Annotated in this window: 24 protein-coding genes; 11 read left to right on the forward strand and 13 right to left on the reverse strand. The window is 69.6% G+C overall.

The window, feature by feature from the left end; translation table 11 throughout:
* Positions 1-8: 8 nt before the first annotated feature.
* Positions 9-1,994 carry a DNA mismatch repair endonuclease MutL gene (gene mutL / locus J2W78_RS07975; RefSeq protein WP_253369539.1) on the forward strand — a complete coding sequence of 662 codons (1,986 nt, stop codon included), beginning with the start codon at positions 9-11 and terminating at the stop codon, positions 1,992-1,994.
* A gap of 22 nt (positions 1,995-2,016) precedes the next feature.
* On the opposite strand, the gene J2W78_RS07980 is transcribed toward mutL, so the two are convergent.
* The 4 genes from J2W78_RS07980 to J2W78_RS07995 all read right to left on the reverse strand — a co-directional run bounded on the left by J2W78_RS07980 (position 2,017) and on the right by J2W78_RS07995 (position 3,298).
* Positions 2,017-2,640, reverse strand: coding sequence for a zeta toxin family protein (locus tag J2W78_RS07980; protein ID WP_253369540.1), 624 nt, complete (start codon positions 2,638-2,640; stop codon positions 2,017-2,019).
* 14 nt (positions 2,641-2,654) lie between these two features.
* On the reverse strand, positions 2,655-2,870 hold the full coding sequence (locus J2W78_RS07985) for a hypothetical protein (protein ID WP_253369542.1): 216 nt from the start codon (positions 2,868-2,870) through the stop codon (positions 2,655-2,657).
* Positions 2,871-2,973: 103 nt separating this feature from the next.
* Positions 2,974-3,138 (reverse strand): hypothetical protein, encoded by a 165-nt coding sequence (locus tag J2W78_RS07990; RefSeq protein ID WP_253369544.1) that lies wholly within the window; start codon positions 3,136-3,138, stop codon positions 2,974-2,976.
* A gap of 4 nt (positions 3,139-3,142) precedes the next feature.
* Positions 3,143-3,298, reverse strand: coding sequence for a hypothetical protein (locus J2W78_RS07995; protein WP_253369546.1), 156 nt, complete (start codon positions 3,296-3,298; stop codon positions 3,143-3,145).
* 122 nt (positions 3,299-3,420) lie between these two features.
* On the opposite strand from J2W78_RS07995, the gene J2W78_RS08000 reads away from it, so the two are divergent.
* Together J2W78_RS08000 and J2W78_RS08005 are read left to right on the forward strand one after the other, a co-directional pair.
* Positions 3,421-3,747, forward strand: coding sequence for a cupin domain-containing protein (locus J2W78_RS08000; protein ID WP_253369548.1), 327 nt, complete (start codon positions 3,421-3,423; stop codon positions 3,745-3,747).
* A 125-nt stretch (positions 3,748-3,872) separates the two neighbouring features.
* Complete coding sequence (locus J2W78_RS08005) at positions 3,873-6,098, forward strand: glycosyltransferase family 2 protein (protein WP_253369550.1); 2,226 nt, start codon at positions 3,873-3,875, stop codon at positions 6,096-6,098.
* A gap of 270 nt (positions 6,099-6,368) precedes the next feature.
* On the opposite strand, the gene J2W78_RS08010 is transcribed toward J2W78_RS08005, so the two are convergent.
* On the reverse strand, positions 6,369-9,629 hold the full coding sequence (locus J2W78_RS08010; RefSeq protein WP_253369552.1) for a PAS domain S-box protein: 3,261 nt from the start codon (positions 9,627-9,629) through the stop codon (positions 6,369-6,371).
* 426 nt (positions 9,630-10,055) lie between these two features.
* Between J2W78_RS08010 and J2W78_RS08015 the strand changes: the two genes are divergently transcribed.
* Positions 10,056-10,652, forward strand: coding sequence for a pyridoxamine 5'-phosphate oxidase family protein (locus J2W78_RS08015; protein ID WP_253369554.1), 597 nt, complete (start codon positions 10,056-10,058; stop codon positions 10,650-10,652).
* 133 nt (positions 10,653-10,785) lie between these two features.
* Entirely contained in the window at positions 10,786-11,214 is a 429-nt protein-coding gene (locus J2W78_RS08020) for a hypothetical protein (RefSeq protein WP_253369555.1), read from the forward strand.
* A gap of 60 nt (positions 11,215-11,274) precedes the next feature.
* Here the strand turns inward: J2W78_RS08020 and metC are convergent, their stop codons facing one another.
* Together metC and J2W78_RS08030 are read right to left on the reverse strand one after the other, a co-directional pair.
* On the reverse strand, positions 11,275-12,462 hold the full coding sequence (metC, locus tag J2W78_RS08025; RefSeq protein WP_253369556.1) for a cystathionine beta-lyase: 1,188 nt from the start codon (positions 12,460-12,462) through the stop codon (positions 11,275-11,277).
* An 86-nt stretch (positions 12,463-12,548) separates the two neighbouring features.
* On the reverse strand, positions 12,549-12,713 hold the full coding sequence (locus J2W78_RS08030) for a ribosome modulation factor (RefSeq protein ID WP_012255363.1): 165 nt from the start codon (positions 12,711-12,713) through the stop codon (positions 12,549-12,551).
* Between the two features lie 143 nt (positions 12,714-12,856).
* On the opposite strand from J2W78_RS08030, the gene J2W78_RS08035 reads away from it, so the two are divergent.
* Genes J2W78_RS08035 through J2W78_RS08045 form a run of 3 tightly spaced genes read left to right on the forward strand, consistent with a single transcriptional unit; the run spans position 12,857 to position 15,078 of the window.
* Positions 12,857-13,138, forward strand: coding sequence for a hypothetical protein (locus tag J2W78_RS08035; RefSeq protein WP_253369558.1), 282 nt, complete (start codon positions 12,857-12,859; stop codon positions 13,136-13,138).
* A gap of 57 nt (positions 13,139-13,195) precedes the next feature.
* Positions 13,196-14,080: an EamA family transporter RarD gene (gene rarD / locus J2W78_RS08040; RefSeq protein WP_253369560.1), complete on the forward strand. Its 885-nt coding sequence runs from the start codon at positions 13,196-13,198 to the stop codon at positions 14,078-14,080.
* Positions 14,077-15,078 carry a P1 family peptidase gene (locus tag J2W78_RS08045; RefSeq protein ID WP_253369562.1) on the forward strand — a complete coding sequence of 334 codons (1,002 nt, stop codon included), beginning with the start codon at positions 14,077-14,079 and terminating at the stop codon, positions 15,076-15,078. The genes rarD and J2W78_RS08045 overlap by 4 nt, the downstream gene beginning before the upstream one ends.
* 122 nt (positions 15,079-15,200) lie before the next feature.
* Here J2W78_RS08045 and J2W78_RS08050 read toward each other — a convergent pair whose 3' ends face one another.
* Positions 15,201-16,874: an electron transfer flavoprotein-ubiquinone oxidoreductase gene (locus J2W78_RS08050; protein WP_253369564.1), complete on the reverse strand. Its 1,674-nt coding sequence runs from the start codon at positions 16,872-16,874 to the stop codon at positions 15,201-15,203.
* A gap of 201 nt (positions 16,875-17,075) precedes the next feature.
* Between J2W78_RS08050 and J2W78_RS08055 the strand changes: the two genes are divergently transcribed.
* The 3 genes from J2W78_RS08055 (at position 17,076) to J2W78_RS08065 (ending at position 19,664) form a co-directional block, all read left to right on the forward strand.
* Entirely contained in the window at positions 17,076-18,068 is a 993-nt protein-coding gene (locus tag J2W78_RS08055) for a uracil-DNA glycosylase (RefSeq protein WP_253369565.1), read from the forward strand.
* Positions 18,069-18,174: 106 nt separating this feature from the next.
* Positions 18,175-19,080, forward strand: coding sequence for a KPN_02809 family neutral zinc metallopeptidase (gene ypfJ / locus J2W78_RS08060; RefSeq protein ID WP_253369567.1), 906 nt, complete (start codon positions 18,175-18,177; stop codon positions 19,078-19,080).
* A gap of 26 nt (positions 19,081-19,106) precedes the next feature.
* Positions 19,107-19,664: a sugar O-acetyltransferase gene (locus J2W78_RS08065; protein ID WP_253369569.1), complete on the forward strand. Its 558-nt coding sequence runs from the start codon at positions 19,107-19,109 to the stop codon at positions 19,662-19,664.
* Between the two features lie 9 nt (positions 19,665-19,673).
* Here the strand turns inward: J2W78_RS08065 and J2W78_RS08070 are convergent, their stop codons facing one another.
* From J2W78_RS08070 to hemB, 5 genes are all read right to left on the reverse strand, one after another.
* The gene (locus tag J2W78_RS08070) at positions 19,674-21,035 is read right to left on the reverse strand and encodes a diguanylate cyclase domain-containing protein (protein WP_253369571.1); all 1,362 of its coding nucleotides are present in this window, start codon (positions 21,033-21,035) and stop codon (positions 19,674-19,676) included.
* A 130-nt stretch (positions 21,036-21,165) separates the two neighbouring features.
* Positions 21,166-21,912, reverse strand: coding sequence for an arginyltransferase (locus tag J2W78_RS08075; protein ID WP_253369573.1), 747 nt, complete (start codon positions 21,910-21,912; stop codon positions 21,166-21,168).
* A gap of 139 nt (positions 21,913-22,051) precedes the next feature.
* The gene (locus tag J2W78_RS08080; protein WP_253369574.1) at positions 22,052-22,546 is read right to left on the reverse strand and encodes an RDD family protein; all 495 of its coding nucleotides are present in this window, start codon (positions 22,544-22,546) and stop codon (positions 22,052-22,054) included.
* Positions 22,547-22,679: 133 nt separating this feature from the next.
* Positions 22,680-23,081 carry a hypothetical protein gene (locus J2W78_RS08085; protein ID WP_253369576.1) on the reverse strand — a complete coding sequence of 134 codons (402 nt, stop codon included), beginning with the start codon at positions 23,079-23,081 and terminating at the stop codon, positions 22,680-22,682.
* A 25-nt stretch (positions 23,082-23,106) separates the two neighbouring features.
* Positions 23,107-24,162, reverse strand: coding sequence for a porphobilinogen synthase (gene hemB, locus J2W78_RS08090; RefSeq protein ID WP_253369578.1), 1,056 nt, complete (start codon positions 24,160-24,162; stop codon positions 23,107-23,109).
* Positions 24,163-24,811 lie beyond the last annotated feature (649 nt).

Raw genomic sequence — 24,811 nt, forward strand, 5'->3', positions numbered from 1 at the left:
GGTAGGCCATGTCCGCCGCCCCCCGCGATCCGCCGCGCGCCTTCGTCCGCCGCCTCGACCCGATCCTGGTCGATCGCATCGCCGCGGGCGAGGTGGTCGAGCGGCCAGCTTCCGCCGTTAAGGAACTGGTCGAGAACGCGATCGATGCCGGCGCGCGGGGCATTGAGGTGGCGATCGAGGGCGGTGGGCGCCGCCTGATCCGCGTCATCGACGACGGCATCGGCATGGGAGCCGACGACCTCGCGCTCGCGGTCGAGCGCCACGCCACCTCGAAGCTGCCCGACGGCGATCTCACCCGGATCGGCTCGCTCGGCTTTCGCGGCGAGGCGCTGCCCTCGATCGGCGCGGTCTCGCGGCTCACCATCACCTCGCGCACCGCGGACGGCGAGGGGGTGAGCCTCACCCTCGATTCCGGCGCCAAGGGCCTGGTGCGCCCGGCCCCCGCCTCGCGCGGCACCCGCATCGAGGTCACCGAGCTTTTCGCTGCGACCCCGGCCCGGCTGAAATTCCTGAAGACTGACCGGGCCGAGACGGCCGCCGTCTCCGAGATCCTGCGCCGGCTCGCGGTGGCCCAACCGCAGATCCGCTTCACCCTGCGGACCGAGAGCGGCAGCCCGACGGTGTTTCCCGCCGAGAGCGAGCCGGGCCCGGCCGCCCTGCTGCGCCGGCTCGGGGCCGTGCTCGGCCCCGACTTTCCCGGCAACTCTGTCCCCGTCGACATGGGCCGCGAGGGCTTCGCGCTTGCCGGTCATGTCGGCCTGCCGACCTTCCACCGCGGGGCGGCGAGCCATATCCACTTCGTCGTCAACGGGCGCCCGGTGCGTGACCGGCTCCTGCTCGGGGCCGTGCGCGGGGCCTATGCCGACACCATGAGCTCCGACCGCCACCCGGTGCTTGCGCTGCATCTCACCTGCGATCCCGCCCTCGTCGATGTAAACGTGCATCCGGCCAAGACCGAGCTGCGCTTCCGCGAGCCGGGGCTGGTGCGGGCGTTGATCGTCAGCGCGATCCACGAGGCTTTGCGCCGGGCCGGGGCGCGGTCGTCCAGCACGGGCACGCAAGCCGCCCTCGACGCGCTGCGGGCCGGCGGCAGCTTCGGCGAGGCCCCGGCGATGGCGGCGGGTGCGGGCCGGTTCGCCGTGCACTCGGGCGTCTCCACGGCCAGCGCACTCAGCCCCCGCCCGGCGAGCCGTCTGTTCTCCGGCCCCTCGGTGGCCGCGCCCGCGGGCTACCGCCCGGCGCCGCGCCCGGCCTTCACCGAAGACCATCCGGGCTTTGCCGAGACGCCGCAGGCGCTGTTCTCCGCCGACCTCGCGCCGCCGGGCGCCGATCTGCGGCCCGAACCGGATGATGTGCTCTCGGAGGCCGAGGCCCATCCCGAGACCCATCCCCTCGGCGCCGCCCGCGCGCAGATCCACGAGACCTATATCGTCGCCCAGACCCGCGAGGGCATCGTGCTGGTCGATCAGCACGCCGCCCACGAGCGCCTCGTCTACGAGCGGCTGAAGCGCGAGCGGGCCGGCGGTGGCGTGCTCGCCCAGGGGCTCCTGATCCCCGACGTGGTCGAGATGGCGCCCGAGGAGGCCGACCGGCTCGTCGAGGCCGCGCCCGATCTGGAGCGGCTGGGCCTCACACTGGAGGCGTTCGGCCCCGGCGCGGTGCTGGTGCGGTCCGTGCCGTCGGCGCTCGCGGGCGGTTCGGTGAAGGGCCTCGTGCTCGACGTGCTCGACGCGCTGGAAGCGAGCGGCGTCGAGGAGGGCGGCCCGGCCGGCGCGGGCGATCCCGACCCGGTGAGCCGGCGCCTCGACGCGATCCTCTCGCGCATGAGCTGCCACGGCTCGATCCGCGCCGGCCGCCGCCTCAAGCCCGAGGAGATGAACGCGCTCCTGCGCGAGATGGAGGCGACCCCGCTCTCCGGCTCGTGCAACCACGGCCGCCCGACCTTCGTCACGCTGGGCCTCGCCGACATCGAGCGGCTGTTCGGGCGGCGGTGACGGCCGAACAAGATCGTCGCGCTCAGTCGAAGCGACCTGCGCGAAAAACCGCGTCCACCTCGATTCCGATCGCGTGCGCGACGGCAGTTGCGATACGGACGTGGAGGCCCTTCCCCATGTCGAGATGGTTCTCCTCGATCGCATCGCCTGCGATGCGCAGCAGCAAGCGCGTCATCGCTTCCGAGTTGTCGAAGACCGCCGTCTCGTGGGCCAGCGGGATCGCTTGCGTCAGCCTGGCCAGCGCGATGTCGTAGCGCCGCCGGATGACGGTCTCGGGTATGGCGTGGCCGCCCTTCCTCACGCGGTCGCCAACACGCGCCACGTTCAAGTCGGCCGAGTCCAGCGCAACGAAGACGAGGGCCACCTGAAAGCCGGCTTTCCTCGTACGGCGCATCAGGCTGATCGCTTGATGGCTGCTCAGCGTCGTCTCGTAGACGAAGTTCCGTCTGGCCTCGACGAGTTCGTTCAAGCGTTCGAGCACAGCCCTGCCGGCTGCGAGCGACACCGCTTCAGGAGCAACAGGGTCGATGCTTCGGGCGACGACATCGGCGTTGACGAACTCGCCCGGCGGCTCGATGACCCGATAAAGGCTCGACTTTCCGGAGCCGTTGGGGCCGCCCAGGATCGTGCAGATCGGCGTGACCATGGTCCGGCACGAGGTTAGGGTCTGCGGCCGACCGGCTCGACGACGATGCGTCCCGCTTTGCGCCGGAGGCGCTGCCGGGTTCCATCCGGGTGTTCCCGCACGATTCCCTCGCCGACGGCAGGATCGACGTAGTGACTGGGGACGCCGAGGCGCTTGGCTTCCTCGATGGCCTCGACACCCATGTGCCGGATCGCCTCGGCATTCCGGCGGAGTTTGTCGAACAGGATCATGAGCCTCGCTCAATTGCGGACCGCCATCGACCATGGGGTGCGGCGAAAGCTTCGTCAGTATAGCTGGCCGTCCCGGCGCCTGGGAAGAACCTCTTCTTGCTCCTCATCTCTCCGCCACCGCCACACCCCGCAGCAGTGGCACGAAGGAGATCCGGCCGAAATCGCGGCTGTCGAACCAGCCCGGCCCGCGCCGGATCAGCCGCAGCAGCGTCTGGCCGCCCGGCGGGCCGGCCGGGATGACGAGGTGGCCACCCGGCTTGAGTTGCACCGTCTCACTCGGTGTCGGCGCCGTCCGTCTCGGCATCTGACGCGCCGTCGTCCGTGGAGGGCGGCAGGTGTGGCGGCGGCAGGCGGCCGGGGCTCGGCGGCGTCGGCAGGCCGGCATCCTCGGTGGCCGGCGGGAGCGGGGCGGGTTTGGTCTCGGGCATCGATCCGTCGCAAGCTGCGGCGGCGCGGGGCGCGCCGTCTTCGCTACCTCAACGCGCAAGAACGCCGCGCGGTGTCCGACCGGGTCCGGCGGTGCCTCGTCAGCCGGGAGAGTGACATCGACATGATCCCCTGTCCCAACCTGTTCGCCGGCCTCCCGGCGCACGCGGAGGAAGAATTCTTCGAGACCCTGCTCGCGCGTCCCGGCCTGCGGGTCGAGCGCATCGTCTCGACGGGCCAAGCGAGCCCGCCGGGCTTCTGGTACGATCAGGACGAGGACGAGTGGGTCGCGGTGCTTCAGGGCAGCGCCGAACTCCGCTTCGCCGACGAGCCCGAGCCGCGCCTGTTGTCGGCGGGCGACCACCTGCTGATCCCGGCGCATCGTCGGCATCGCGTCGAGCGCACGCAGAATCCGACGATCTGGCTCGCGGTTCACTGCGCGCCGCGCTAGCGCATCGTCTTTTTCCGAAAGCCGGCAACCACCTTTCGGGACGATGTTCTCGATCATTGTCGTGACGCGCATTCTTGCGACGAACCGGTTGCCACTCCGTCGGAATGCGCTCTAACGCGTTGCCCATGATCGCGTGCCGCATCGAACCGAAGGGACAGATCGAGCCGGAGGGGGAGGGCGTCTGGCGCTCCACCGGCTCCGACCCGCAGTTCCGCCTCACCCATCCTCGCGGCGGGCGGCTGTTTCCGTTCCGGCTCTCGGGGGGCTGGGTGCGCATCCGCGCCGACCTCGAAGGGCTGGGCCACACGAAGCCGGTGCCGCTGCTCTACGTCGATGACGGATCGGGCTTTCGCGAGGACGAGGCGGTCCGCCTGGAACTGAGGGACGGCGGCATCGACGACCTCGTGCGCCTGCCGCGCCGGGTGCGGGGCCTGCGGCTCGATCCGCTCGCGGCGAGCGGGCGGTTCCGCCTCGGGCGGGCGACGCTGGAGCCGCTGCGCGGTCCCGCCGCGGCGCTCGCCGTCGCCCGCCGGCTCCTGGCCCGCCTGCCGGAGGAGGAAAGGGGGGGCAGGGCTCTGCTCGGGCGTCTCGCGGGCCTCGCCCGCAACCGCCCGCCCGCCGCCCTGTGGCGGGCGTTCTGGGACAGCGCCCGGCCGCGCCCGGCGGCCGCCTCCTACGCCGCCTGGATCGAGCGGGTCGAGCGCCCGGCCCTGCCGAGCCCGGAGGCGATGCGGGCGGCGATCGCGGGATTCCGGATCAGGCCGCGCATCTCCATCGTCATGCCGGTCTACAACACGCCCAAACCCTATCTCGAGGCGGCGCTCGCGAGCATCCGGGCGCAGGCCTATCCCGATTGGGAACTGTGCCTCACCGACGACGCATCGAGCGCGCCCCACATCGCGCCGATGCTCGAGGCGCTCGCGGCGGAAGAGCCGCGGGTGCGGCTGCACCGTCGGGCCAAGAACGGCGGCATCGTCGCGGCGAGCAACGACGCCCTGGCCCTGGCGACCGGCGACTGGCTCACCCTGATCGACCACGACGACACGATCCCGCCGCACGCGTTCTACGCGCTCGTCGCTGCCCTGAACGCGGATCCGCAGATCGATTTCCTCTACTCCGACGAGGACAAGATCACGGTGGGCGGCGAGCGCTACGAGCCGTTCTTCAAGCCGGACTGGTCGCCCGAGACGCTGGAGGCCTGCATGTATACGGCCCATCTGGCGCTCTACCGCATGGATATCGTGACCCGCATCGGCGCCTTCCGGGCGCAATGCGAGGGCGCGCAGGATTACGATTTCGTCCTGCGCTACACCGAGCACGCGAGGCGCGTGCACCACGTGCCGAAGGTGCTCTACCACTGGCGCGCGATCCCCGGCTCGACCGCCCAGGCGATGGACAACAAGGGCTACGTGGTCGCCGCCGCCGTCCGCGCCCTCGAAGACCGGGCCCGGCGCACTGGCGGGCTCGATGTCGTGCGCCCGACCGCGTTTGCCGGCAGCTTCCACCTTCGCCGGCCGCTCGCCGCTCGCCCGCTGGTCTCGATCGTGATCCCCACCGCCGGCCGCGACAGCGAGGTTCGCGGCCGCATCGTCGATCTCCTGGCCGCCTGCCTCGCCAGCATCCGCGAGCGGAGTACCTACGAGGCCATCAAGATCGTGGTGGTCGACAACGGCGACCTGCGGCCGGCGACGAAGGCGGTGCTGGAGCGGTACGAGGCCCGCTCCGTCACCTGGGACCAGCCGGTCTTCAACGTCGCCGCCAAGATGAATCTCGGGGCGCGGGCGGCAAGCGGCGAGGTGCTCGTCTTCCTCAACGACGACATCGAGGTCATCAGCCCCGACTGGATCGAGGCGATGCTGGCCCTGTTGCAGATCCCCGGCGTCGGCGCGGTCGGTCCCAAGCTGCTGTTCGAGACCGGCGAGTTGCAGCATGTCGGCGTCACGGTGATCGATGCGACCCCCGACCATCCCCGCCGCTCCTACCCGCGGGAGGACCCCGGCCACTTCTTCTCGACCGCAGGCAACCGCAACTACCTTGCGGTGACGGGGGCCTGCGTGATGGTGCGGCGCGCCGATTTCGAGGCGATCGGGGGGTTCGACGAGGATTTCGCCGTCAACTACAACGACGTCGATCTCTGCCTGCGCCTGTGGGAGCGGGGCCTGCGCAGCGTCTATTGCGCGGAGGTCGAACTCTACCATTACGAGAGCCGCAACCGGGCCCGCACCGTCGCGGCGGACGAGCAAGCCCGCTTCCGCGCGCGCTGGGCGGACGCCATCCCGAAGGATCCCTATTACAGCGAATGGTTCGAGGCGCAGCCGCCGACCTTCGAGCTCGATCCGGCGCGGTTCTGAATTCTCGACCAGTTTAGCGGTGTGCTTCCCCCCTCTCCCCGCGCGCGGGGAGAGGGGGGCCTGCACCTTGTCGTGCAGGCTGGAAGCGGAGGCGCAGCCGTAGCGAAGGTGAGGGGGCGGCTCAGGATGAGACTCTTCCGGCACCGCCCCCTCACCTTCGGCTACCGCCTCGCTTCATGCCCCGACGAGAGGGCATGAAGCCATCTCCCCGCGCGCGGGGAGAGGGGATGCGCGCATCGATCCGCTCGTGAAGACAAGGGCTTCCACCCATCACCGCGTGTTGATCATCTCCTTGATGCGCGCGGCCAGCACTTCCATGACGAAGGGCTTGGTGATGACCTGCATGCCGGGCTCGAGGTGGCCGTTGCCCACCGCCGCGTTCTCGGCGTAGCCGGTGATGAACAGCACCTTCAGGTCCGGCCGCAGGACGCGGCCCGCATCGGCAACTTGGCGCCCGTTCATGCCGCCGGGAAGCCCGACATCGGTCACGAGGAGATCGATGCGCACATCCGATTGCAGCACCTTGAGGCCGGACGGACCGTCGGCGGCCTCGATCGCGGTGTAGCCGAGATCCTCCAGCACCTCCGTAACCAGCATCCGCACCGTCGGCTCGTCATCGACGATCAGCACCGTCTCGCCCTGCTCGGCGCGGGGCGCGGCGGCCAGATCCGGGGCCGCGTCCGGTTCCTCCGCCGCACCGTAGTGGCGCGGCAGGTAGAGGCACATCGTCGTGCCCTGGCCGACCTCCGAGTAGATCCGCACCTGCCCGCCCGACTGGCGCACGAAGCCGTAGATCATCGACAGGCCGAGCCCCGTGCCCTGGCCGATCGGCTTTGTCGTGAAGAACGGGTCGAACGCCTTGGCGATCACGTCCGGGCTCATGCCGGTGCCGGTATCGGTCACGCAGAGCGAGAGGTACTGGCCGGGATCGAGGTCGCGCTCGCGCGCGCCGCGGTCGTCGAGCCATTTGTTGGCGGTCTCGACCGTGATGCGCCCGCCATCCGGCATGGCATCGCGGGCGTTGATGCAGAGGTTCAGGAGCGCGTTCTCGAGCTGGCTCGGATCGACCAGCACCGACCACAGCCCGCCCGCGGCCACCACTTCGAGGGTGATGGAGGGGCCGATGGTCCGACGCAGCAACTCCTCCATGCCCATCACCAGCCGGTTCACGTCGGTGGGCTTGGGGTCGAGGGTCTGGCGCCGTGAGAAAGCCAGCAGGCGGTGCGTCAGCGCCGCTGCGCGCTTGGCGGCGCCCTGCGCGGCGTTGACGTAGCGGTCGATCTCGGTGATCCGCCCCTGCGCGAGGCGGGTCTGGAGCAGTTCGAGCGAGCCGGTGATGCCGGTGAGCAGGTTGTTGAAGTCGTGGGCGAGGCCGCCGGTGAGCTGGCCCACCGCCTCCATCTTCTGCGACTGGCGCAGGGCCTCCTCGGCTCGCATCAGCTCGGCGGTGCGGGCCGCGACCTGCTGTTCCAGGCTGGCGTTGAAGGCCTCCAACTGCGCCTTGGCCCGCAGCTCGCTCTCGATGTTGCGCGCCTCGATCACCGTGCCGATCGGCGCGCCGCGCTCGTCGCGGATCGGACTCGCAGTGAAGGCGACGGGGTAGAACGAGCCGTCGCGGTGGACGAAGATCTCCTGGCCCTGCTCCTGGTTGTTCTCGGGGAACGCCTGATCGATCGGGCATTCGTGCAGTGGGTAGGGGCGACCGTCCGGCCGGGTATGGTGGACGACGTCGTGGAGCGCTTGTCCCCGCGTCTCCTCCAGCGTGTAGCCCGTCAGCCGCTCGGCGGCGCGGTTCATGTAGGCGCAGTGCTGGCGCTCATCCATCATGAAGATGGCCTGCGTCGCGTTGTCGAGCACCGCGTCGAGCCGGCGCGTGGTCTCGACGAGACGCTCCTCGGTGACCTTGCGCGCGGTGATGTCGATGGCGCTGCCGACGCCGCGCAGGCAGCGGCCCTCCGCGTCGAACACGCCGCGCCCCTTGGCCGCGACCCAGCGGACCGTGCCGTCGCTGCGACTGACCGTGCGGAACTCCTCGTCGTAGAGGGCGCGGGTCGTGGGATCGAGCGCGGCGGCGAAGGCGGCGGTCACCCGCGCCCGGTCGTCCGGGTGGAGGCCGTTCGCGAAGTCGTCGAAGGTCACGTCCGCCTCCGAGGCCAACCCGAACATCGCCTTGATCCGCGGCGGCCAGAACAGGGTGCCGGCCCCCGGGTCGAAGTCCCACAGGCCGATCTCGCCGCTCTCGACGGCGAGCCGCAACCGCTCCTCGCTCTCGGCGAGCGCCAGCTCGGCGGCGCGGCGCTCCTCGATATCGACCACCGAGCCGATATAGCCGAGGAAGCCTCCGTCGGCGGCAAAGCGCGGGCTCGCCGTGTCGATCGCCCAGCGGTAGACGCCGTCGAGGCGGCGCAGGCGGTATTCGAGGCTGAACCCCTCGCGCCGGGCATTCGCCCTCAGGAAGGTCTGGCCCGACCAGCCGCGGTCGTCCGGATGCACCGCCTCGAGCCAGCCGAGGCCGAGGGCCCCTGCCTCGCTTTGGCCGGTGAAGTCGTACCAGCGCCGGTTGAGGTACTGGCAGGCGCCGTCCGGGCCGGTCACCCACATCATCACCGGTGCGTCGTCCGCCATGGTGCGGAAGCGCGCCTCGCTCTCGGCCAAAGCCGCGTTGCCGGTGATCCGCTCGGTCACGTCCGAGCCGTCGACGAACACGCCGGTGATGGTACCGGCAGCATCGCGCATCGGCTGGTAGACGAAATCGAGAAAGCGCCGCTCCGGCACGCCGCCCGGCACGCGCAGGAGCGTGACCGGTGCGCCGTGCGCCGTGTGGGTGCGGCCGGTGGCGAACACCTCGTCGAGCAGCTCGAAGAAGCCCTGGCCCTCGATTTCCGGCAGGGCCTCGCGCACCGGCCTGCCGAGGATGTCGCGGTGGGCCACGAGCCCGCGATAGGCGGCGTTGGCGAAGGCGAAGACGTGGTTGGGCCCGTCGAGCACCGCGACGAAGCTCGGCGACTGCTCGAACAGCCGCGCGAAGCGCTCGCGCTCGGCCTGCATCTGCCGGCCCGCCCGCACCGAGGCGGTGGTCTCCGAGCATGCGCAGAACATGCCCGCGACCGTGCCGTCCTCGATCCGCACCGGCGTGTAACCGAAGGCGAAGTGGGTCTCCTCCGGATAGCCGTTGCGGTGCATCGTGAAGGCGATGTCCTCCATATGCGTGGCCTCGCCCGCATAGGCTTGCAACAGGATCGGCTCCACCTGGTCCCAGATGTCGTGCCAGACCTCGTCGAAGGGCCGGCCCAGCGCCTCCGGGTGGCGGGCACCGCACATCGGCGCGTAGCCGTCGTTGTAGAGCGTGACGTGCCCCTCGCCCCAGACGATCAGCATCGGCTGCTGCGAGCCGAGCATCACGCCGACCAGGGTCTTGAGCGCGGCCGGCCACGTCTCCGGGGGGCCGAGCGGCGATGCCGCCCAATCGATTCCACGGATCACCGCACCGGCCTCGCCGCCGCCGGCGAGGAAGAAGGGCCCGTCACTCACGCGGTGCGCCTCCGGCACGACGGATGCCGACCACCGGAACGCGGAAGGGATCCGAGGATGGACGAGGGGAGCGGCCTCGGGCGGGCGTGAAGGGGCAAGTGATGAGGCAAGGGATAGGGGAGGGGATGGGGCAAGGGAGAAGCGGGACCGTATGTTCGACAGCGTTCAACGCGGAAGCCGGCCAGCCGTGCCATCGCCGGGTGCAGGAGGCGGCATCGGAAACCTCCCGGACCCATGCCATGGCGCGAACCGGTGGCGATGCCAAGGTGGTCGACGGTGAAGTTTGATCCCCCATCGACCGCATTGGCGGCTTCGAGGACGCGAGACGCCTTGCGCGGGTACACCGGCCGCGTCAGCATCCGGGGTAGGCAAGAGCCAGCGGTCGGGCTTCCTGCACCCCGGCATGACGCCTGAGGAAACCTGTTCGTGGATGCGCTGCCTTCCTTCTACGACGACCTCGACGGCTTCCGCGCGGAGGGCTGGCGCCGTCTCGCCGAAGGCGTGGGACACCGGCACAGCCCGTTCCACACGCCGTCTCTCGCCACCGTCGATGCGGCAGGCCGCCCGCGGCTGCGCACCGTGGTCCTGCGCGCGGTGGACACCGGGGCGGGCGCCTTACGCTTCCACTGCGACCGGCGCTCGGACAAGGCGCGGGACATCGCGGCGAACGGCCTCGCCGCCCTCCACGTCTACGACGCCCGAGCCAAGCTCCAGCTCCGCATCGAGGGGCGGGCGCACCTGCACCACGACGATACGGTGGCCGACGCCGCCTGGGCCGCCGCGCTGACGATGAGCCGGGTCTGCTACGGGGTCGAACCCGCCCCCGGCACCGCGCTCACCGCGGGCGACGCCTACGCCATGCCCGACGAAGACCCGGAGGCGCGCATCGGCCGCGAGAATTTTGGTGCGGTGGTGCTGACCGTCGAGCGGATGGATCTGCTCTACCTCGACCGGCGAGGGCACCGGCGCGCTGTTTGTTCTCGGGAGAGAGAAGACTGGCGGGGCATGTGGGTGGCACCTTAGGGGCCAATCCAGGCACCTTGATTAGATGAGGGGCCGCGCTCCACCCGTTCTAGTTGCATGATTGATAGATTTAGATTACGAAATGCAGTTGTAATGCAGCGATGCTCAGTTAATTCTCGACCAAGAGACTGACGTGAACACAAGCGATCCAAAAATTGTGTATCTAGCAATGATACTAACTATGCTGATCACGATTACGCCGTGGAGAGAATTGATAACGTCGCCAATAAATAGTCAATACTATGAAATCAACACTGAATCTGGAATTGTTGTGGAGAAAAATTGTATTAATGAGCAGTTAGAATATTCTATCATACATGCAAAAATTCTCGTGCCAATGGATTATGACGCTAAAAAACTCACGGATTATTCACGCCGGATTCTAGACTATTCGCTAAAATCAAAGGCTGAGAAGCAAGGCATTTCGACGGTTTGGATTACGTTTTATTTTACTGATAATCCGCAAGCAATCCCAGACAGCACAAAAAATTATCGGGTCATATACTTTCGCTACGGCAGCAATTGGATGCAGTCGGTACGAGCGACAAGAAATGGTACGTAAGGGATCCGGAGCCAACCTCCCTCCCGTCCTACACACAGTTACGCTGACCACGCTCCGACCTCAGCCCACCGCCGCCATCCGCGCGAACCCGGCCTCCAGATCCGCCTTCAGATCCTCCGGATCCTCCAGCCCGATATGGAAGCGGAGCGCCGCGCCGTCCGGCGGCCAGCGGGTGGCGGTGCGGTAGACGGTCGGGTCGAAGGGGATGACGAGGCTCTCGAAGCCGCCCCAGGAAAAGCCCATCCCGAACAGTTCGAGCCCGTCGAGGAAGGCGGCCAAAGCTTCCTCGGAAACCGGCTTGAGGATCACCCCGAACAGGCCCGAGGCGCCGGAGAAGTCGCGCTTCCAGATCGCGTGGCCGGGATCGTCCGGCAGGCCCGGATGCAGCACGCGCAGCACCTCCGGCCGGGCCTGGAACCACTCGGCCATGGCGAGCCCCCGCGTGCCGTGCTCGCGCAGGCGCAGACCCATGGTGCGCAGGCCCCGCAATCCCAGAAAGATGTCCTCGGGGCCGGGGCAGTTGGCGAAGTGCTCGTAGGTGCGCTTGAGTGCGGGATAGTACTGGGCGTTGGCCGAGACGAGGCCGAGCAGCAGGTCGGAGCCGCCGCTGAGATACTTGGTGCCGGCCTCCACCGCGAGATCGACGCCGCGCTCGTGGGGCGGGAACAGCAACGGCGTCGCCCAGGTGTTGTCCATCACCACCGCGCCGCCGCGGGCATGCATCGCCGCGGCGATGGCCGGCACGTCCTGCATCTCGAAGGTCTGCGAGCCCGGCGCCTCCACCAGCACCGCCCGGGTGTTGTCGCGCATCAGCCCGGCGATGCCGGCGCCGATCAGCGGATCGTAATATTCGACCTCGACGCCGTAGCGCGCGAGCACGCCGTCGCAGAAAATGCGGGTCGGGCGGTAGGCGGAATCGGTGACGAGGAGGTGGTCGCCCGCACTGACGCAGGCCATCAGCGCCAGCGTCAGGGCCGAGAGGCCGGACGGCGCCAGCACCGTGCCGGCCGCACCCGCGATCTCGCTCCAGGCCTCGCACAGGGCGTCCATCGTCGGCGTGCCCGACGTGCCGTAATTGTAGCGCCCGCGCCGGTGCTTGATGTCGTCGTAGGTCGGGTAGAGGACCGTCGAGCCACGGTAGATCGGCGTGTTGACGAAGCCGTGCTGGGCCGACGGGTCGCGCCCGGCAAGCACGAGGCGGGTGTCGGCGCCGAAGCGGCCGCGGTCGCGGGGGGGAGATTTGGACATCGGCCTCGGGAGAGTGAGCGGGCTCTTGAGCGTTGAAGCCCTTTCAGCCTCCCGAGACCGGACGCGTCAAGACGGTCTCGGGTGCCTCACGCCGCCGGGTCGTCGGTGGCCGCCTCCTCGTAGGCCTGGATCCAGGCCGCGCGATCCTCGGAGCCCTCCGCATAGGGGCATTCATCGATGCTCTTGCCGTAGAGCCGCGCGTTGCGGCCCTGGATGAAGGGGCTGTCGCTCGCCGTCGCCTGCTCGTTCATGGCCAAGTCCTGTCTCGGATGTCCTGAATAGGGCCGGTCCGCCGCGGGCCCGGCCGTCCGGTTCATTAACGACACCGCGCGCATCCTGTTTCCGGGGCCGCCGTTCACGGTCCCGCGTATCCTTGCGTATCGAGTTCCCCATCGTGAGCATCCTGCGCGTCATCGCCTTCGGCACCGTCACCGGCCTCGGGACGCTGTCGGTCGTCCTCGTGAGTGCGGACCGGCTCATGCATCAGGCGGTCGCTGCCGTGCCGGCCCCCACGATCGCACGGGTCGCCCCGGCCCTGCCCGATCCCGCTACGACCGGCACGGTGACGCAGGGGCCGGCCGCCGAGTCGAAGAAGGAGCGCATGCTCACCGGCTTCGACACCGAGCGCCTCAACGCCCTGATGCGCGGCGAGACGCCCCCCGCCCGCAAGCGCTGACCGCGCGCCCGGTCCGGGCTACAAGCGGCGCCCCGCCACGCCGCCGACCGTGCAACCTTGGGCCTGATCTACGCGCTCGCCGCCTATCTGAGCTGGGGCCTCGTCGTCCCGGTGCATTTCCGGCTGCTCGACGGCATCCCGCCCGGAACGATCCTGGCGCAGCGCATCGCGTGGTCGGCGCTGCTCGTGGTCGGCCTGATCGCGCTGCTGCGAAAGCGGCTCGCCAACCCGTTCCCGCTGCGCCCGCGCCACGGCCTGCTCGTCGTCTCGGCAGGGCTGATCGCGGTCAACTGGATGCTCTACCTCGTGGCGGTGTCGAGCGGGCACATGCTCGATGCGAGCCTGGGCTACTTCATCAACCCACTGGTCTCGGTGGCGCTCGGCGCCCTCGTCCTCGGCGAGCGCCTGCGCCCGGTCCAGGTGGTGGCGGTGGCCATCGTCGTGCTCGGCGTGGTGATCGCGGTGGCGATGGCCGGGCGCCTGCCGCTGCTGTCGCTCGGGCTCGCGGTCACCTTCGCCCTCTACGGGCTCGTGCGCAAACTCGTCGCCGTCGACGGCACCGTCGGCTTCTGCGCCGAGACCTTCCTGCTCCTGCCCGCGGCTTTGGCCTATCTGTTCTTCGCCGCGCCGCCGGTGCCCGACGACGCCCGCACTTGGGGGCTGCTGGCGCTCACCGGCGTGACCACGGCGCTGCCGCTAATCTGGTTCGCCGCCGCGGCAACCCGGCTGACGCTGGCGACCCTCGGACTGATGCAGTACATCGCGCCCTCCTGTCTGATGGGGCTCAGCACGCTGGTCTACGGTGAGACCCTGACGCCGGACCGCCTCGTGCTGTTCGGGCTGATCTGGCTCGCGCTGGTGCTCTACGCGTACGATGCGATCCGCCACGAGCGCCGACGGCGCGCCGCGCGGCCAACCGTACGGTCAGGGGAGGGGCGATGACCCGGCTCAACCGCATCACCGACATTCCGGGAATCCGCGTCGGCCACGCGGACGACGGGAGAATCGCGAGTGGCGTCACCGCGCTCCTCTTCGAGACACCCTTCGTCTGCGCGGTGGATGTGCGCGGCGGCGGGCCCGGCACCCGCGAGACCGACCTGCTGGATCCCGCCGCCACCGTCCAGGCGGTCGATGCCCTCGTGCTGTCGGGCGGCTCGGCCTTCGGGCTCGACGCGGCGGCGGGCGTCGTTGCCCATCTCAGGGAGGCGGGCCGGGGATTCGCGGTCGGCGATGTGCGGGTGCCGATCGTGCCGGGCGCCATCCTGTTCGACCTGCTCAACGGCGGCGACAAGGCATGGGGCCGCTTCCCGCCCTACCGCGATCTCGGCTACGCCGCGGCGGAGGCCGCACGCGGCGGCGCCTTCGCCCTCGGCTCGGTCGGGGCGGGGTTCGGCGCGCGCACCGCCAATCTCAAGGGCGGCCTCGGCTCGGCCTCGAGCGCGGTGCCGGGCCTCTCCGCGCAGGTTGGTGCGCTGGTCGCCGTCAACGCCTTCGGCCGAGTGACGATGGGACAGGGGCCGCATTTCTGGGCCGCCCCGTTCGAGCGCGACGGCGAGTTCGGCGGCCTCGGCCTGCCGCAGCCGATGCCCGACGACGCCCTCTCGTGGCCACGCGCGCCTTTGCCCGGTGCCAACACCACGCTGGCGGTCGTCGCCACCGACGCGCGGCTCACCAAGGCGCAGGGCAAGCGCCTCGCCATCGCCGCGCAGGACGGGCTCGCCCGGGCGATCCATCCGGCCCACACGCCGCTCGACGGCGACGTGGTGTTCGCGGTCGCCACCGGGGCGGTGCCGCTCGCCGACGAGGTGGCCGATCTCGCCCGCCTCGGCGCGGCGGCGGCCGAGACGCTGGCGCGGGCGGTCGCCATCGGCGTCCACGCCGCGACCCGGCTTCCGTGCCTGGACCTGCCGGCGTGGCGGGATCTTTGCGCGAAACCTTGAACCGAAGGGGTTCCCAAAGGGATCATCCCTTGGGGGGGGCGGCGGGGCAATGCCCCGCCTTCCCTGCAACCAGGGCTCTGCCCTGGACCCTATGACAGGGACCTGTCCTTTCGGAACGCGAACTACAGGTTCGTATAGTTCGGCCCGCCCGGCCCCTCCGGGGTGACCCAGTTGATGTTCTGGTTCGGGTCCTTGATATCGCACGTCTTGCAGTGGACGCAGTTCTGCGCGTTGATCTGGAAGCGCACACCGTCGCTGGCGGATTTGTCCTCCACCCACTCGTAGACGCCCGCCGGGCAGTAGCGGCTCGACGGACCGCCGTAGACGTCGTGCTCGGAGGTCTTCTGCAGCCCCATATCCTTCACCTTGAGGTGGGGCGGCTGATCCTCTTCGTGATTGGTGTTCGAGAGATACACCGAGGAGAGCCGGTCAAAGGTGAGCCGGCCGTCGGGCTTGGGGTAGACGATCGGCGTCACCTCCGAGAGGGGCTTGAGGCAGGCGTGGTCCGGCTTGCCGTGGCCCAATGTCCCGAACAGCGAGGCGTCGGCGATCGTGTTCATCCACATGTCGAGGCCGCCGAGGCCCACGCCGACGAGCGTGCCGTATTTCGACCAGAGCGGCTTGACGTTGCGCACCGGTTTGAGGTCGCGCCCGATCGGGCTGTCGCGCCAACCCTCCTCGTAGGCGGTCAGCTCGTCGCCCTGGCGGCCGGCGACGAGCGCGTCGAAGATCGCGTCCGCCGCCTGGATGCCGGACAGGATCGCGTTGTGCGAGCCCTTGATGCGCGGCACGTTCACGAAGCCCGCCGAATCGCCGACGAGGCAGCCGCCGGGGAAGACGAGCTTCGGCACCGATTGCCAGCCGCCCTCCATGATCGCGCGGGCGCCGTAGCCGATCCGCTTGGCCCCCTCGAAGGTCTCGGCGATCATCGGATGGGTCTTGAAGCGCTGGAACTCCTCGAACGGCGACAGGGTCGGGTTCTCGTAGTTCAGGTGCGTGACGAAGCCGACCGAGAGCAGATGGTCGTCGAAATGGTAGAGCCACGAGCCGCCGCCGGCCTTGTTCGGCAGCGGCCAGCCCATCGTGTGCTGCACCAGCCCCGGCTCGAACTTGTTCGGGGCGAGTTGCCACAGCTCCTTGACGCCCAGGCCGTATTTCTGGTGGTCGCTGTTGCGGTTGAGCCCGAACCGATCGATCAGCGTCTTGGTGAGCGAGCCGCGCGCGCCCTCGCCGAACACCGTGTACTTGGCCCGCAACTCCATGCCGCGGGTGAAGTCGTCGCGCGCCTCGCCGGTGCGGGAGATGCCGAGATCCCCCGTGGCGATGCCGGTCACCGTGCCGCGCTCGTCATAAAGCACTTCCGCTGCTGGGAAGCCGGGATAGATCTCGACGCCGAAGCCTTCCGCCTTGGCACCCAGCCACTTCACGGTGTTCGAAAGCGAGCCGACGAAATTGCCGTGGTTCGACAGGAGCTTGGGGAAGAACAGGTTCGGCATGGTGACGCCGCTGTTCTTGGTGAGGAACAGGAACTCGTCGCGCTCCACCGCCGTCTTGAGCGGCCGGTCCGGGTCGTTACGCCATTCGGGGAGGAGAGTGTCGAGGCCGAGCGGATCGACCACGGCACCGGAGAGGATATGCGCGCCAACCTCGCCGCCCTTCTCGACGACGACGACCGAAAGCTCCTCACCCTTCTGCGCGGAGAGCTGCTTGAGGCGGATCGCGGCGGCGAGGCCGGCGGGTCCCGCGCCGACGATCACCACGTCGAAATCCATGCCTTCGCGTTCGGGCAGCGCCATCCTCATTCCTCCTGCGGCCGTTCGGGCATCCGGCGCCGCTCCGGCTCGATTCATTGTCAAGATGTCTCTCAAGCGATTCCAAGGTAGGAAGGCAAGGCCGTTCGGGTAGCGGCAGGCAAGCGCAGGGGGATACGCAGGGAGCGCCATGCGACGATCCGCAGGACGCATCCGGGCGTTGTCCACAGGTCGCTCCCACGCCACATGGAAACGATGACGGCAAACCACGCGGATACCGACGCCAGAGGCGACCTGATCTCCTACCTCGACTTCCATGTCGCGGCAGGCGTCGACGCGGCCCTCGACGAGCAGCCCCACGACCGCTTCGCCGAGGCCGAGTCCGCGCAGGCGCCCGCCGCCTTGCGGGCCGAGCCGGCCCCCCGCCGCGAGGCCCTCGAACCGCGCCGCGAGCCCCTGGAACAACGCCGTGAGCCCCTCCCGCCGCGCCGCGAGCCGCCGCAGCGTGACGCTCCCCCCGCGGAAGGGCCGCCCCTGGAGTTCCGGCGCGAGCTGCCGAGCCGCGACGCGCCCGCGCGCGAGCCTCCCCGCACCTACGGCAACGCGGCCGGCGCCAAGCCCGGCGAGGCAGCGGACGATGCGCGGGCACGGGCAGCGCAGATGAAGACCCTCGACGAATTGGAGGCGCTGCTGCGCGGCTTCGAGGGCTGCGGCCTGCGCTTCACCGCCAAGAACCTCGTCTTCGCCGACGGGAATCCGCAGGCGCGGGTGATGTTCGTCGGCGAGGCGCCGGGCGCCGACGAGGACCGGATCGGCAAGCCGTTCATGGGCCGCTCCGGCCAGCTCCTCGACCGGATGATGGCCGCGATCGGTCTCGACCGGACGAGCGCCTACATCTCCAACGTCGTGCCCTGGCGCCCGCCGGGCAATCGCAACCCGACCCCGCAGGAGATTTCGATCTGCCGCCCCTTCGTCGAGCGCCAGATCGAACTCGCGGATCCCGACATCCTCGTCTGTCTCGGCGCCCCCGCGACGCAGACCCTGACCGGCACGAAGGACGGCATCCTCAAGGCCAGAGGCCGCTTCTATCCCTACCGCCTCGGCGACGGCCGCGAGATCCGGGCGCTCGCCACCCTCCATCCGGCCTACCTGCTGCGCCAGCCGGTGCAGAAGCGCCTGGCCTGGCGCGACTTCCGGATGCTGAAGAGCGCCCTCGACGGGAGCGCCGCGGGCAAGTAGGCCGGGGCCGGCGCCAAGCGGAACCGTATCCTCCGCCTCGCCATTCTAGAAACCAGGTCCGGAATCCCGATGAGGCCGGGCGAGACGCGGGGCAGCGGGAGACTTCATGCGCTGGGACGATTTTCGCGCCTCTGAGAACGTCGAAGACCGGCGCGGCGAGGGCGGCGGCGGGGGCGGCTTCCCCGGCGGCGGCATGGGCGGCCTCGGCATCGGCACGATCGTCATCGTGCTGCTGATCTCCTGGGTCACCGGCATCAACCCGGCGATCCTGCTCGGCGGCGCGCAGCAGATGTCCGGCGGCGGGCAGCAGCGCGAGCAGCGGGTCGATCCCGAGACGCAGGCCCGGCGCGGCGAGGCGCCGACCGACCGCGCCGGCCAGTTCGCCACGAAGATTCTCGGCAACACCGAGGATGTGTGGAACGAGATCCTGCCGAACCAGACGGGGCGGCAATACAAGCCGACGACGATGGTGCTCTACCAGGGCGGCACCCGTTCGGGCTGCGGCATGGCGCAGGCGGCGATGGGGCCGTTCTACTGCCCGCTCGACAAGAAGGTCTATATCGACCTCGGCTTCTTCAAGGAGATGCAGACCAAGTTCGGCGTGAAGGGCGATTTCGCCTATGCCTACGTCATCGCCCACGAGGTCGGCCACCACGTGCAGGACGTGCTCGGCATCCTCGGCAAGGTGCAGAGCCGCCAGCAGAACGCGAGCAGCAAGACGGAGGCGAACCAGCTCTCCGTGCGCGTCGAACTGATGGCCGATTGCCTCGCCGGCGTCTGGGCCAAGAACTCGAACGACCGCTGGAACGCGATGGACCAGAGCGACATCGACGAGGCACTGAAGGCCGCCAGCGCCATCGGCGACGACAAGCTCCAGGAGAAATCGCAGGGCTATGCCGTGCCGGATTCCTTCACCCACGGCTCGTCCGAGCAGCGCAAGCGCTGGTTCATGACCGGTTACAAGAGCGGCCAGACCAAGTCCTGCGACACCTTCCGCGCCAGCCGCGGCTGATTTTTCTGGAACCTGGGAAGGCTGATATGGCCGAGACCGCACGCGAGCTGATGCTCGCCGGAAAGCCCTATCGCGGCGACGATCCGGAACTGATCGCGCTCCGCAACGCCGCCAAGCGGCGGCTCCTGCGGCTCAACGCCATGGAGCCCGAGGATGCGGCCGGCCGCGAGGCGGCGATCCGCGAGCTGCTCGGATCGGCAGGCAGCAACCCGACGATCTGCCCCGGATTCGCCTGCGACTACGGCGGCAACATCACGGTGGGCGACGATTTCTTCTGCAACTTCAACTGCGTCTTCCTCGACTGCGCCCCCATCACCATCGGCCACCGCGCGCAGATCGCCCCGATGGTGCAGCTCTACACCGCCGAGCACCCCCTCGACCGCGCCAGTCGCGCCGCGTTCTGGGAATCGGCCCGGCCCATCACCATCGGCGACGACGTTTGGATCGGCGGCGGCGCGATCCTGCTCCCCGGCATCACCGTCGGCGACGGGGCTGTGATCGGCGCGGGCGCGGTGGTGACCCGCGACGTGCCGGCGGGCGCGGTGGTGGTGGGCAACCCGGCCAAGATCGTGAAGCGGATGTGACCCCGGCCTTCAATCGGCCCCGGCATCGGTGAAGAACCGGAAGGTGTTCCGTCCGGCGGCCTTCGCGCGATAGAGGGCTTGGTCGGCCGAGGACAGGAGTGCGTCCGGCCGGTCGCCGTCTTGGGGCGTGCATGCGATGCCGATGCTCAGCCCGACGGAGAGCGTCGTATCCTTGTAGGGGATCGGCTCGCCGATGGACGCGACGAGGCGTTCGGCGACGCGGCTCAGCTCCGATCGATCGAGAGTGAGAAGGGCGGTGAATTCGTCGCCTCCCAGGCGGGCGACGACGTCCGCGCCGCGCAGGGCGGTGCGGAGTCGGGCCGCACAGGTCTGCAGGACGACATCGCCGGCCTCGTGCCCCAGCGTGTCGTTGATCGCCTTGAAGCGGTCGAGGTCCATGTAGAAGAGCGCGACGCTCTCACGGCTGCGACGGGCACGCTCCGTCGCGACCATGAGGCTCTCGCCGAATTGCATGCGGTTGGGCAGCCCCGTCAGCGTGTCGAACGACGCGAGGTGCTCCAGGCGCTCCTCCAGCGCCTTGCGCTTGCCGACATCGCGGACCGAGACGACGTAGCCGTTGGCCGCCCCCGTGACGGGATCGTGGGTCAGGCGCAGGGATGCCTCCATCCAGACCCAGGCCCCGTTCTTGTGCTGGAGCCGGAGTTCGATGACGGCGACGTCGACACGGGCCTCGCGCACGCCCTCCATGAAGCGTCGGAAGGCGGGGGCATCGTCGGGATGGGCGATGGCGATCGCCTTCTGCCCGACGAGTTCCTCCGGTTCGTAGCCGAGCAGGTTTCGGATCGACGGTGAGACGTAGAGGCGGACACCCTGGAGATTTCCGCGAATGATGGTGTCGGTGGACATCTCCGCGAGCAGGCGGAAGTCGGCCTCCCGTTCCACGGCCATGCGTGCGGCCTGCGAGAGGCGCAGTGCCTGGTCGGCGAGGGCGGCCAGAGCCGTGAGACGCTCCACGCCTTCGGCCGTCTCCTCACGGGGGCTCGGGCCGAGGACGGTCAGGCAGCCCATGCGGCCGGGGCCGAACGGGATGCTTGCGAGGAAGCGGATGCCGGGGCCATGCGCCGAGGACCACGCCGCGAAGGCCGCGTCTTCACGGGTGTCGCCGCACCACACGAAGGGGGTTCCCAGTGCGGGCCACCCCGGGGCCGTCGCCACCGCTTGCCGGAACTCGGGATCGGCGGCGGGATCGATGTCGGTCCAAGTGCCGGCGTCGCCGGAGAGGCGGATGGATGCGGCGGGAACGTCCAGCAGGAGGCGCGCGATCCGGCAGAGTTCCGGGAAGCGCAGGTCCGGCCTGACGCCTCCTCCGCCGTCGTCGACGGCGTCGTCGCCCGCGCTACGTGTCGTCATGCTCGCGGCTGCCGGCCCCGCATCGTCCATCGTCGCGGTGTAACCGAGCGATGGTTAACGGCCTTCGGTGCATCCCGATCGAAGGGGGACGAGCAGGCCTCCCCGCGAGCGTCCGCACGGAAACGGGGGGCTACTCCACCCGCATCCAGCCCTGCGGCATCAGCCGTTCCTGCGGCCGGAACTTGGCCTTGTAGTCCATCTTGCGGGAGCCATCGACCCAGTAGCCGAGATACAGATACGGCAGGCCCAGGGCGCGGGCGCGGCGGATGTGGTCGAGGATCATGTAGGTGCCGAGCGAGCGGCTGGCCTCGGCAGGATCGTAGAACGAGTAGACCATCGACAGGCCGTCGGCGAGGACGTCGGTGAGGCAGACCGCGACGGGGGCGCCGACGCCGCGGCCGTGGATCGCGCTGTCGGGCCCGCGCTCGCGGTAGACGACGAGATGGGTGTCGACGTGGCTGTCCTCGATCATCATCGCGTAGTCGAGCACCGTCATGTCGACCATGCCGCCATCGCCGTGGCGGGCGTCGAGATAGCGGCGGAACAGGGCGTATTGCTCGGAGGCCGGACGGTTCGGCTCCGGCGTGCCGATAAGTTCGGCATTGCGCTGGAGGATGCGCCGCTGGCTCCCGGTGATGGCGAAATCCTCGACCACGACCCGCACCGAGACGCAGGCGCGGCAGGTCTCGCAGGCCGGGCGGTAGGCGATGGTCTGCGAGCGGCGGAAGCCGCCCTGGGTCAGGATCTCGTTGAGGTCCCGGGCACGCCGCCCGACGAGGTGGGTGAACACCTTGCGCTCCTCCTGGCCCGGTAGGTACGGGCAAGGGGAGGGCGCCGTGAGGTAGAATTGCGGTGTGTCGCGCGGATGGCTCGTCACGCTGGGAAGGCTCGCCCTCGGGGCCACGGCATCGAACGCTGGCACCGCAGCCAATGTAACGGGATCGCCGCGGGGCTCAACCGGATTGATCGGGCATGACGGCGGCTTTCCGCCGCCATCCCCTCACCCGAAGGAGGGATCAGTCGCGCACGACGGCGAGACCCAGCAGCAGGTCGTGGCCGAGGCGCCGGTCGGAGCGGACGAGACCGAACACCACGTCGATGCACCAGAGCAGGAAGGTCGAGATCGCCACGTAGAACAGCAGCGCATGGATGCCCGCCGTCAGGAAATCCACCGGGCGGCCGCTCTCGGGCGCCACCACGCGCAGGCCGAGCATGCGCATCCCGAGCGTGCTCTGCTTGGGGCCGCCCACCGTGATTGCGCTGTAGAGGATGCCGCTGACGCCGAGGATCGGGAACAGCATCCACGCAAAGCCGAAGGTGAGCACGCCGAGGATCGCGATCGCCGTGGCGAGCACGGCCGTGAACACGAAGATGAAGGCGAGATCGAGCAGGTAGGCGACCGTGCGCCCGCCGAGACTCGCCCGCACATACGGCACGGGAAACCCGCCGGGACCCGGCATGCCCGCCGGGTTGGTGTAACCGGGGTGATAACCGGGCTGAAAATCCGTCATGGCCGCCGCTTCCTCGACCGTTGCGTGCACCCCGATCAAGTGGGGAGACGATGCAGTGCTGCCAAGAGAGGGCGGGCAAGGTTAGGGCAGGCGCGATCCGCCCGCGGGCAGGTGATACCGCCACCCATCGCCATCACCGTATTCCGGGATCGGCGGCCTCGGCCTCGGGCGTCGTCAGGTAGTAATGCCTGAGCAGGTAGAGCGAGGCTCCGGTCATCGGTCCCTGCTCGGTCGTCACCGCGTTGAGGTCGTCGCTGGCGCCGAAATGGCAAACGAGGAAGCGGGGCCGGGTCGCCTCGGCCTTCGCGAGCCCACCGGCCGAGCCCGTGAGGCGGTAATCGACCCGCACGCTGCCGCTTCTCGCGCCCGATCCCACCCGTAAGAGGTCGATCGCGGCGCCGGGCGGGGCGAGCGCCGGCACCGCCCGGCGGCAGAGCGTCGCCCGGCGCGCGTCGAGCGCCGTGTCGCAGCCGAATCCGGCCGCGAGCCAGAGGATGACCGCGCCCGCCAGCGCCGCCCGCTCGATGCGGATCAAGGCCGTCGCGCCTGGGGTCGGGCCGTCAGGAGCCCGCGCGCAGCCGCTCGGCGACGCGGGGGGCGTAGTAGGTCAGCACCCCGTCGGCGCCCGCGCGCTTGAAGGCGAGCAGGCTCTCGGTCATGGCGCGGTCGCCGTCGAGCCAGCCGTTGCGGGCGGCGGCCTCGATCATCGCGTACTCGCCCGACACCTGGTAGGCGAAGGTCGGCACGCCGAATTCGCTTTTCACCCGAGTGATGATGTCGAGATAGGGCAGGCCCGGCTTGACCATCACCGAGTCGGCGCCCTCGGCTAGATCCAGGGCCACCTCGCGCAGGGCCTCGGCCGCGTTGCCGGGATCCATCTGATAGGTGCGCTTGTCGCCGACCAGCGCCGCGCTCGTACCGATGGCGTCGCGGAACGGTCCGTAGAACGCGCTGGCGTATTTCGCGGCGTAGGCCATGATCTGCACGTCGCGAAAGCCGGCCCGGTCGAGGCCGGTACGGATCGCGCCGACGCGCCCGTCCATCATGTCGGAGGGGGCGATGATGTCGGTGCCGGCCTCGGCCTGGATCAGGCTCTGCTCGACCAGCACCGCCACGGTCTCGTCGTTGAGGATCGCGCCGGCCTCGATCAGGCCGTCATGGCCGTGGCTGGTATAGGGGTCGAGCGCGACGTCGGTCATCACGCCGATCTCGGGGACCGCGCGCTTCACCGCCCGCACCGCCCGGCAGACGAGGTTTTCGCGGTTCAACGCCTCGGAGCCGGTCGGGTCGCGCAGGGACGGCTCGGTGTAGGGGAAGAACGAGATCGCCGGGATGCCGAGCCGCGCGGCGCGCTCGGCCTCGCGCACGATCTCGTCGACGCTCAGGCGCTCGACGCCGGGCATGGAGGCGATCGGCTCGCGGCGGCCTTCGCCCTCGATCACGAAGAGCGGCCAGATCAGGTCATCAACGGTGAGGGTATGCTCGCGCACGAGGCGGCGCGACCAATCCGCCTTGCGGTTCCGGCGCGGGCGCTGGGTCAGACTCAGCGGCCCCGCGCCGGGGGCGGCTTCGCGCGCGGTCTCGATGGCGAGCGGGCGCGGGGTGGCGTCAGACATGAGCCTCAGGACTCCGGTTGCTCCAGGACGCTCTCGAACCGAAGGGGAGACCGGTTCGGTGCGGAGGAGCGCATCACGACAAAGACGTCAAACCCATGCGCGACCGCAAGCCCGGCGGCGAGGGCTCGGGCGGAGCGTTCCGAGTGCGCAACCCCCGACAACCATCCGGCGTTCGGAGGTTGCCCCGAGAAGGAGGGGTGAGGAAAGCGCCACGGACCGCGCGACCATCGACGATACTCAAGCCTCTTGCTGTTGCATCGTCTTCTCGGACAGGCCGGTCTGCGCCTCTTCGGGCGGTGCCCTAGCACATTCGAATTCGGGCTCGAAAGGTGCCGTTGCCGCAGGCCGCCGAATGCGACCGGCTCCGTCCCGAGGCCCACGCGCCGGACATCGACGGAGCGCTTCTGAAGGGTGCCGAAAGAGGTTCCCTGCATGCGGATTCCGTCGGAGGGCCAGCTTTCCAAGCCGCCTCGCGAGGCGGTCGATGCGGTCCGGCGCCGCCGCACGCTCCGCGTTGACGCCCCACCCGGGAGTTCGTCTAAGAGGGCCGCGCAAGGCCCCCGGCGCAAAGCCTCCGGGCACAGGGCCCGGCTTCGAAACGGCGGGCATCCGCTCGGGTGACGATGCGGCGGAGGGGAGCGCGGCGGTG

This window comes from Methylorubrum extorquens, assembly GCF_024169925.1.
In the GTDB taxonomy this organism is placed as follows: domain Bacteria; phylum Pseudomonadota; class Alphaproteobacteria; order Rhizobiales; family Beijerinckiaceae; genus Methylobacterium; species Methylobacterium extorquens_A.

What these genes read in the sequence shown, in the direction of transcription:
- hemB (WP_253369578.1), bottom strand. Translation starts at nt 24,162, where the DNA reads ATGTCTGACGCCACCCCGCGCCCGCTCGCCATCGAGACCGCGCGCGAA.
- J2W78_RS07980 (WP_253369540.1), bottom strand. Translation starts at nt 2,640, where the DNA reads ATGGTCACGCCGATCTGCACGATCCTGGGCGGCCCCAACGGCTCCGGA.
- J2W78_RS08070 (WP_253369571.1), bottom strand. Translation starts at nt 21,035, where the DNA reads ATGACGACACGTAGCGCGGGCGACGACGCCGTCGACGACGGCGGAGGA.
- J2W78_RS07985 (WP_253369542.1), bottom strand. Translation starts at nt 2,870, where the DNA reads ATGATCCTGTTCGACAAACTCCGCCGGAATGCCGAGGCGATCCGGCAC.
- J2W78_RS08005 (WP_253369550.1), top strand. Translation starts at nt 3,873, where the DNA reads ATGATCGCGTGCCGCATCGAACCGAAGGGACAGATCGAGCCGGAGGGG.
- J2W78_RS08080 (WP_253369574.1), bottom strand. Translation starts at nt 22,546, where the DNA reads ATGACGGATTTTCAGCCCGGTTATCACCCCGGTTACACCAACCCGGCG.
- ypfJ (WP_253369567.1), top strand. Translation starts at nt 18,175, where the DNA reads ATGCGCTGGGACGATTTTCGCGCCTCTGAGAACGTCGAAGACCGGCGC.
- mutL (WP_253369539.1), top strand. Translation starts at nt 9, where the DNA reads ATGTCCGCCGCCCCCCGCGATCCGCCGCGCGCCTTCGTCCGCCGCCTC.
- metC (WP_253369556.1), bottom strand. Translation starts at nt 12,462, where the DNA reads ATGTCCAAATCTCCCCCCCGCGACCGCGGCCGCTTCGGCGCCGACACC.
- J2W78_RS08055 (WP_253369565.1), top strand. Translation starts at nt 17,076, where the DNA reads ATGGAAACGATGACGGCAAACCACGCGGATACCGACGCCAGAGGCGAC.
- J2W78_RS08045 (WP_253369562.1), top strand. Translation starts at nt 14,077, where the DNA reads ATGACCCGGCTCAACCGCATCACCGACATTCCGGGAATCCGCGTCGGC.
- J2W78_RS07995 (WP_253369546.1), bottom strand. Translation starts at nt 3,298, where the DNA reads ATGCCCGAGACCAAACCCGCCCCGCTCCCGCCGGCCACCGAGGATGCC.
- J2W78_RS08000 (WP_253369548.1), top strand. Translation starts at nt 3,421, where the DNA reads ATGATCCCCTGTCCCAACCTGTTCGCCGGCCTCCCGGCGCACGCGGAG.
- J2W78_RS08065 (WP_253369569.1), top strand. Translation starts at nt 19,107, where the DNA reads ATGGCCGAGACCGCACGCGAGCTGATGCTCGCCGGAAAGCCCTATCGC.
- J2W78_RS08030 (WP_012255363.1), bottom strand. Translation starts at nt 12,713, where the DNA reads ATGAACGAGCAGGCGACGGCGAGCGACAGCCCCTTCATCCAGGGCCGC.
- J2W78_RS08050 (WP_253369564.1), bottom strand. Translation starts at nt 16,874, where the DNA reads ATGGCGCTGCCCGAACGCGAAGGCATGGATTTCGACGTGGTGATCGTC.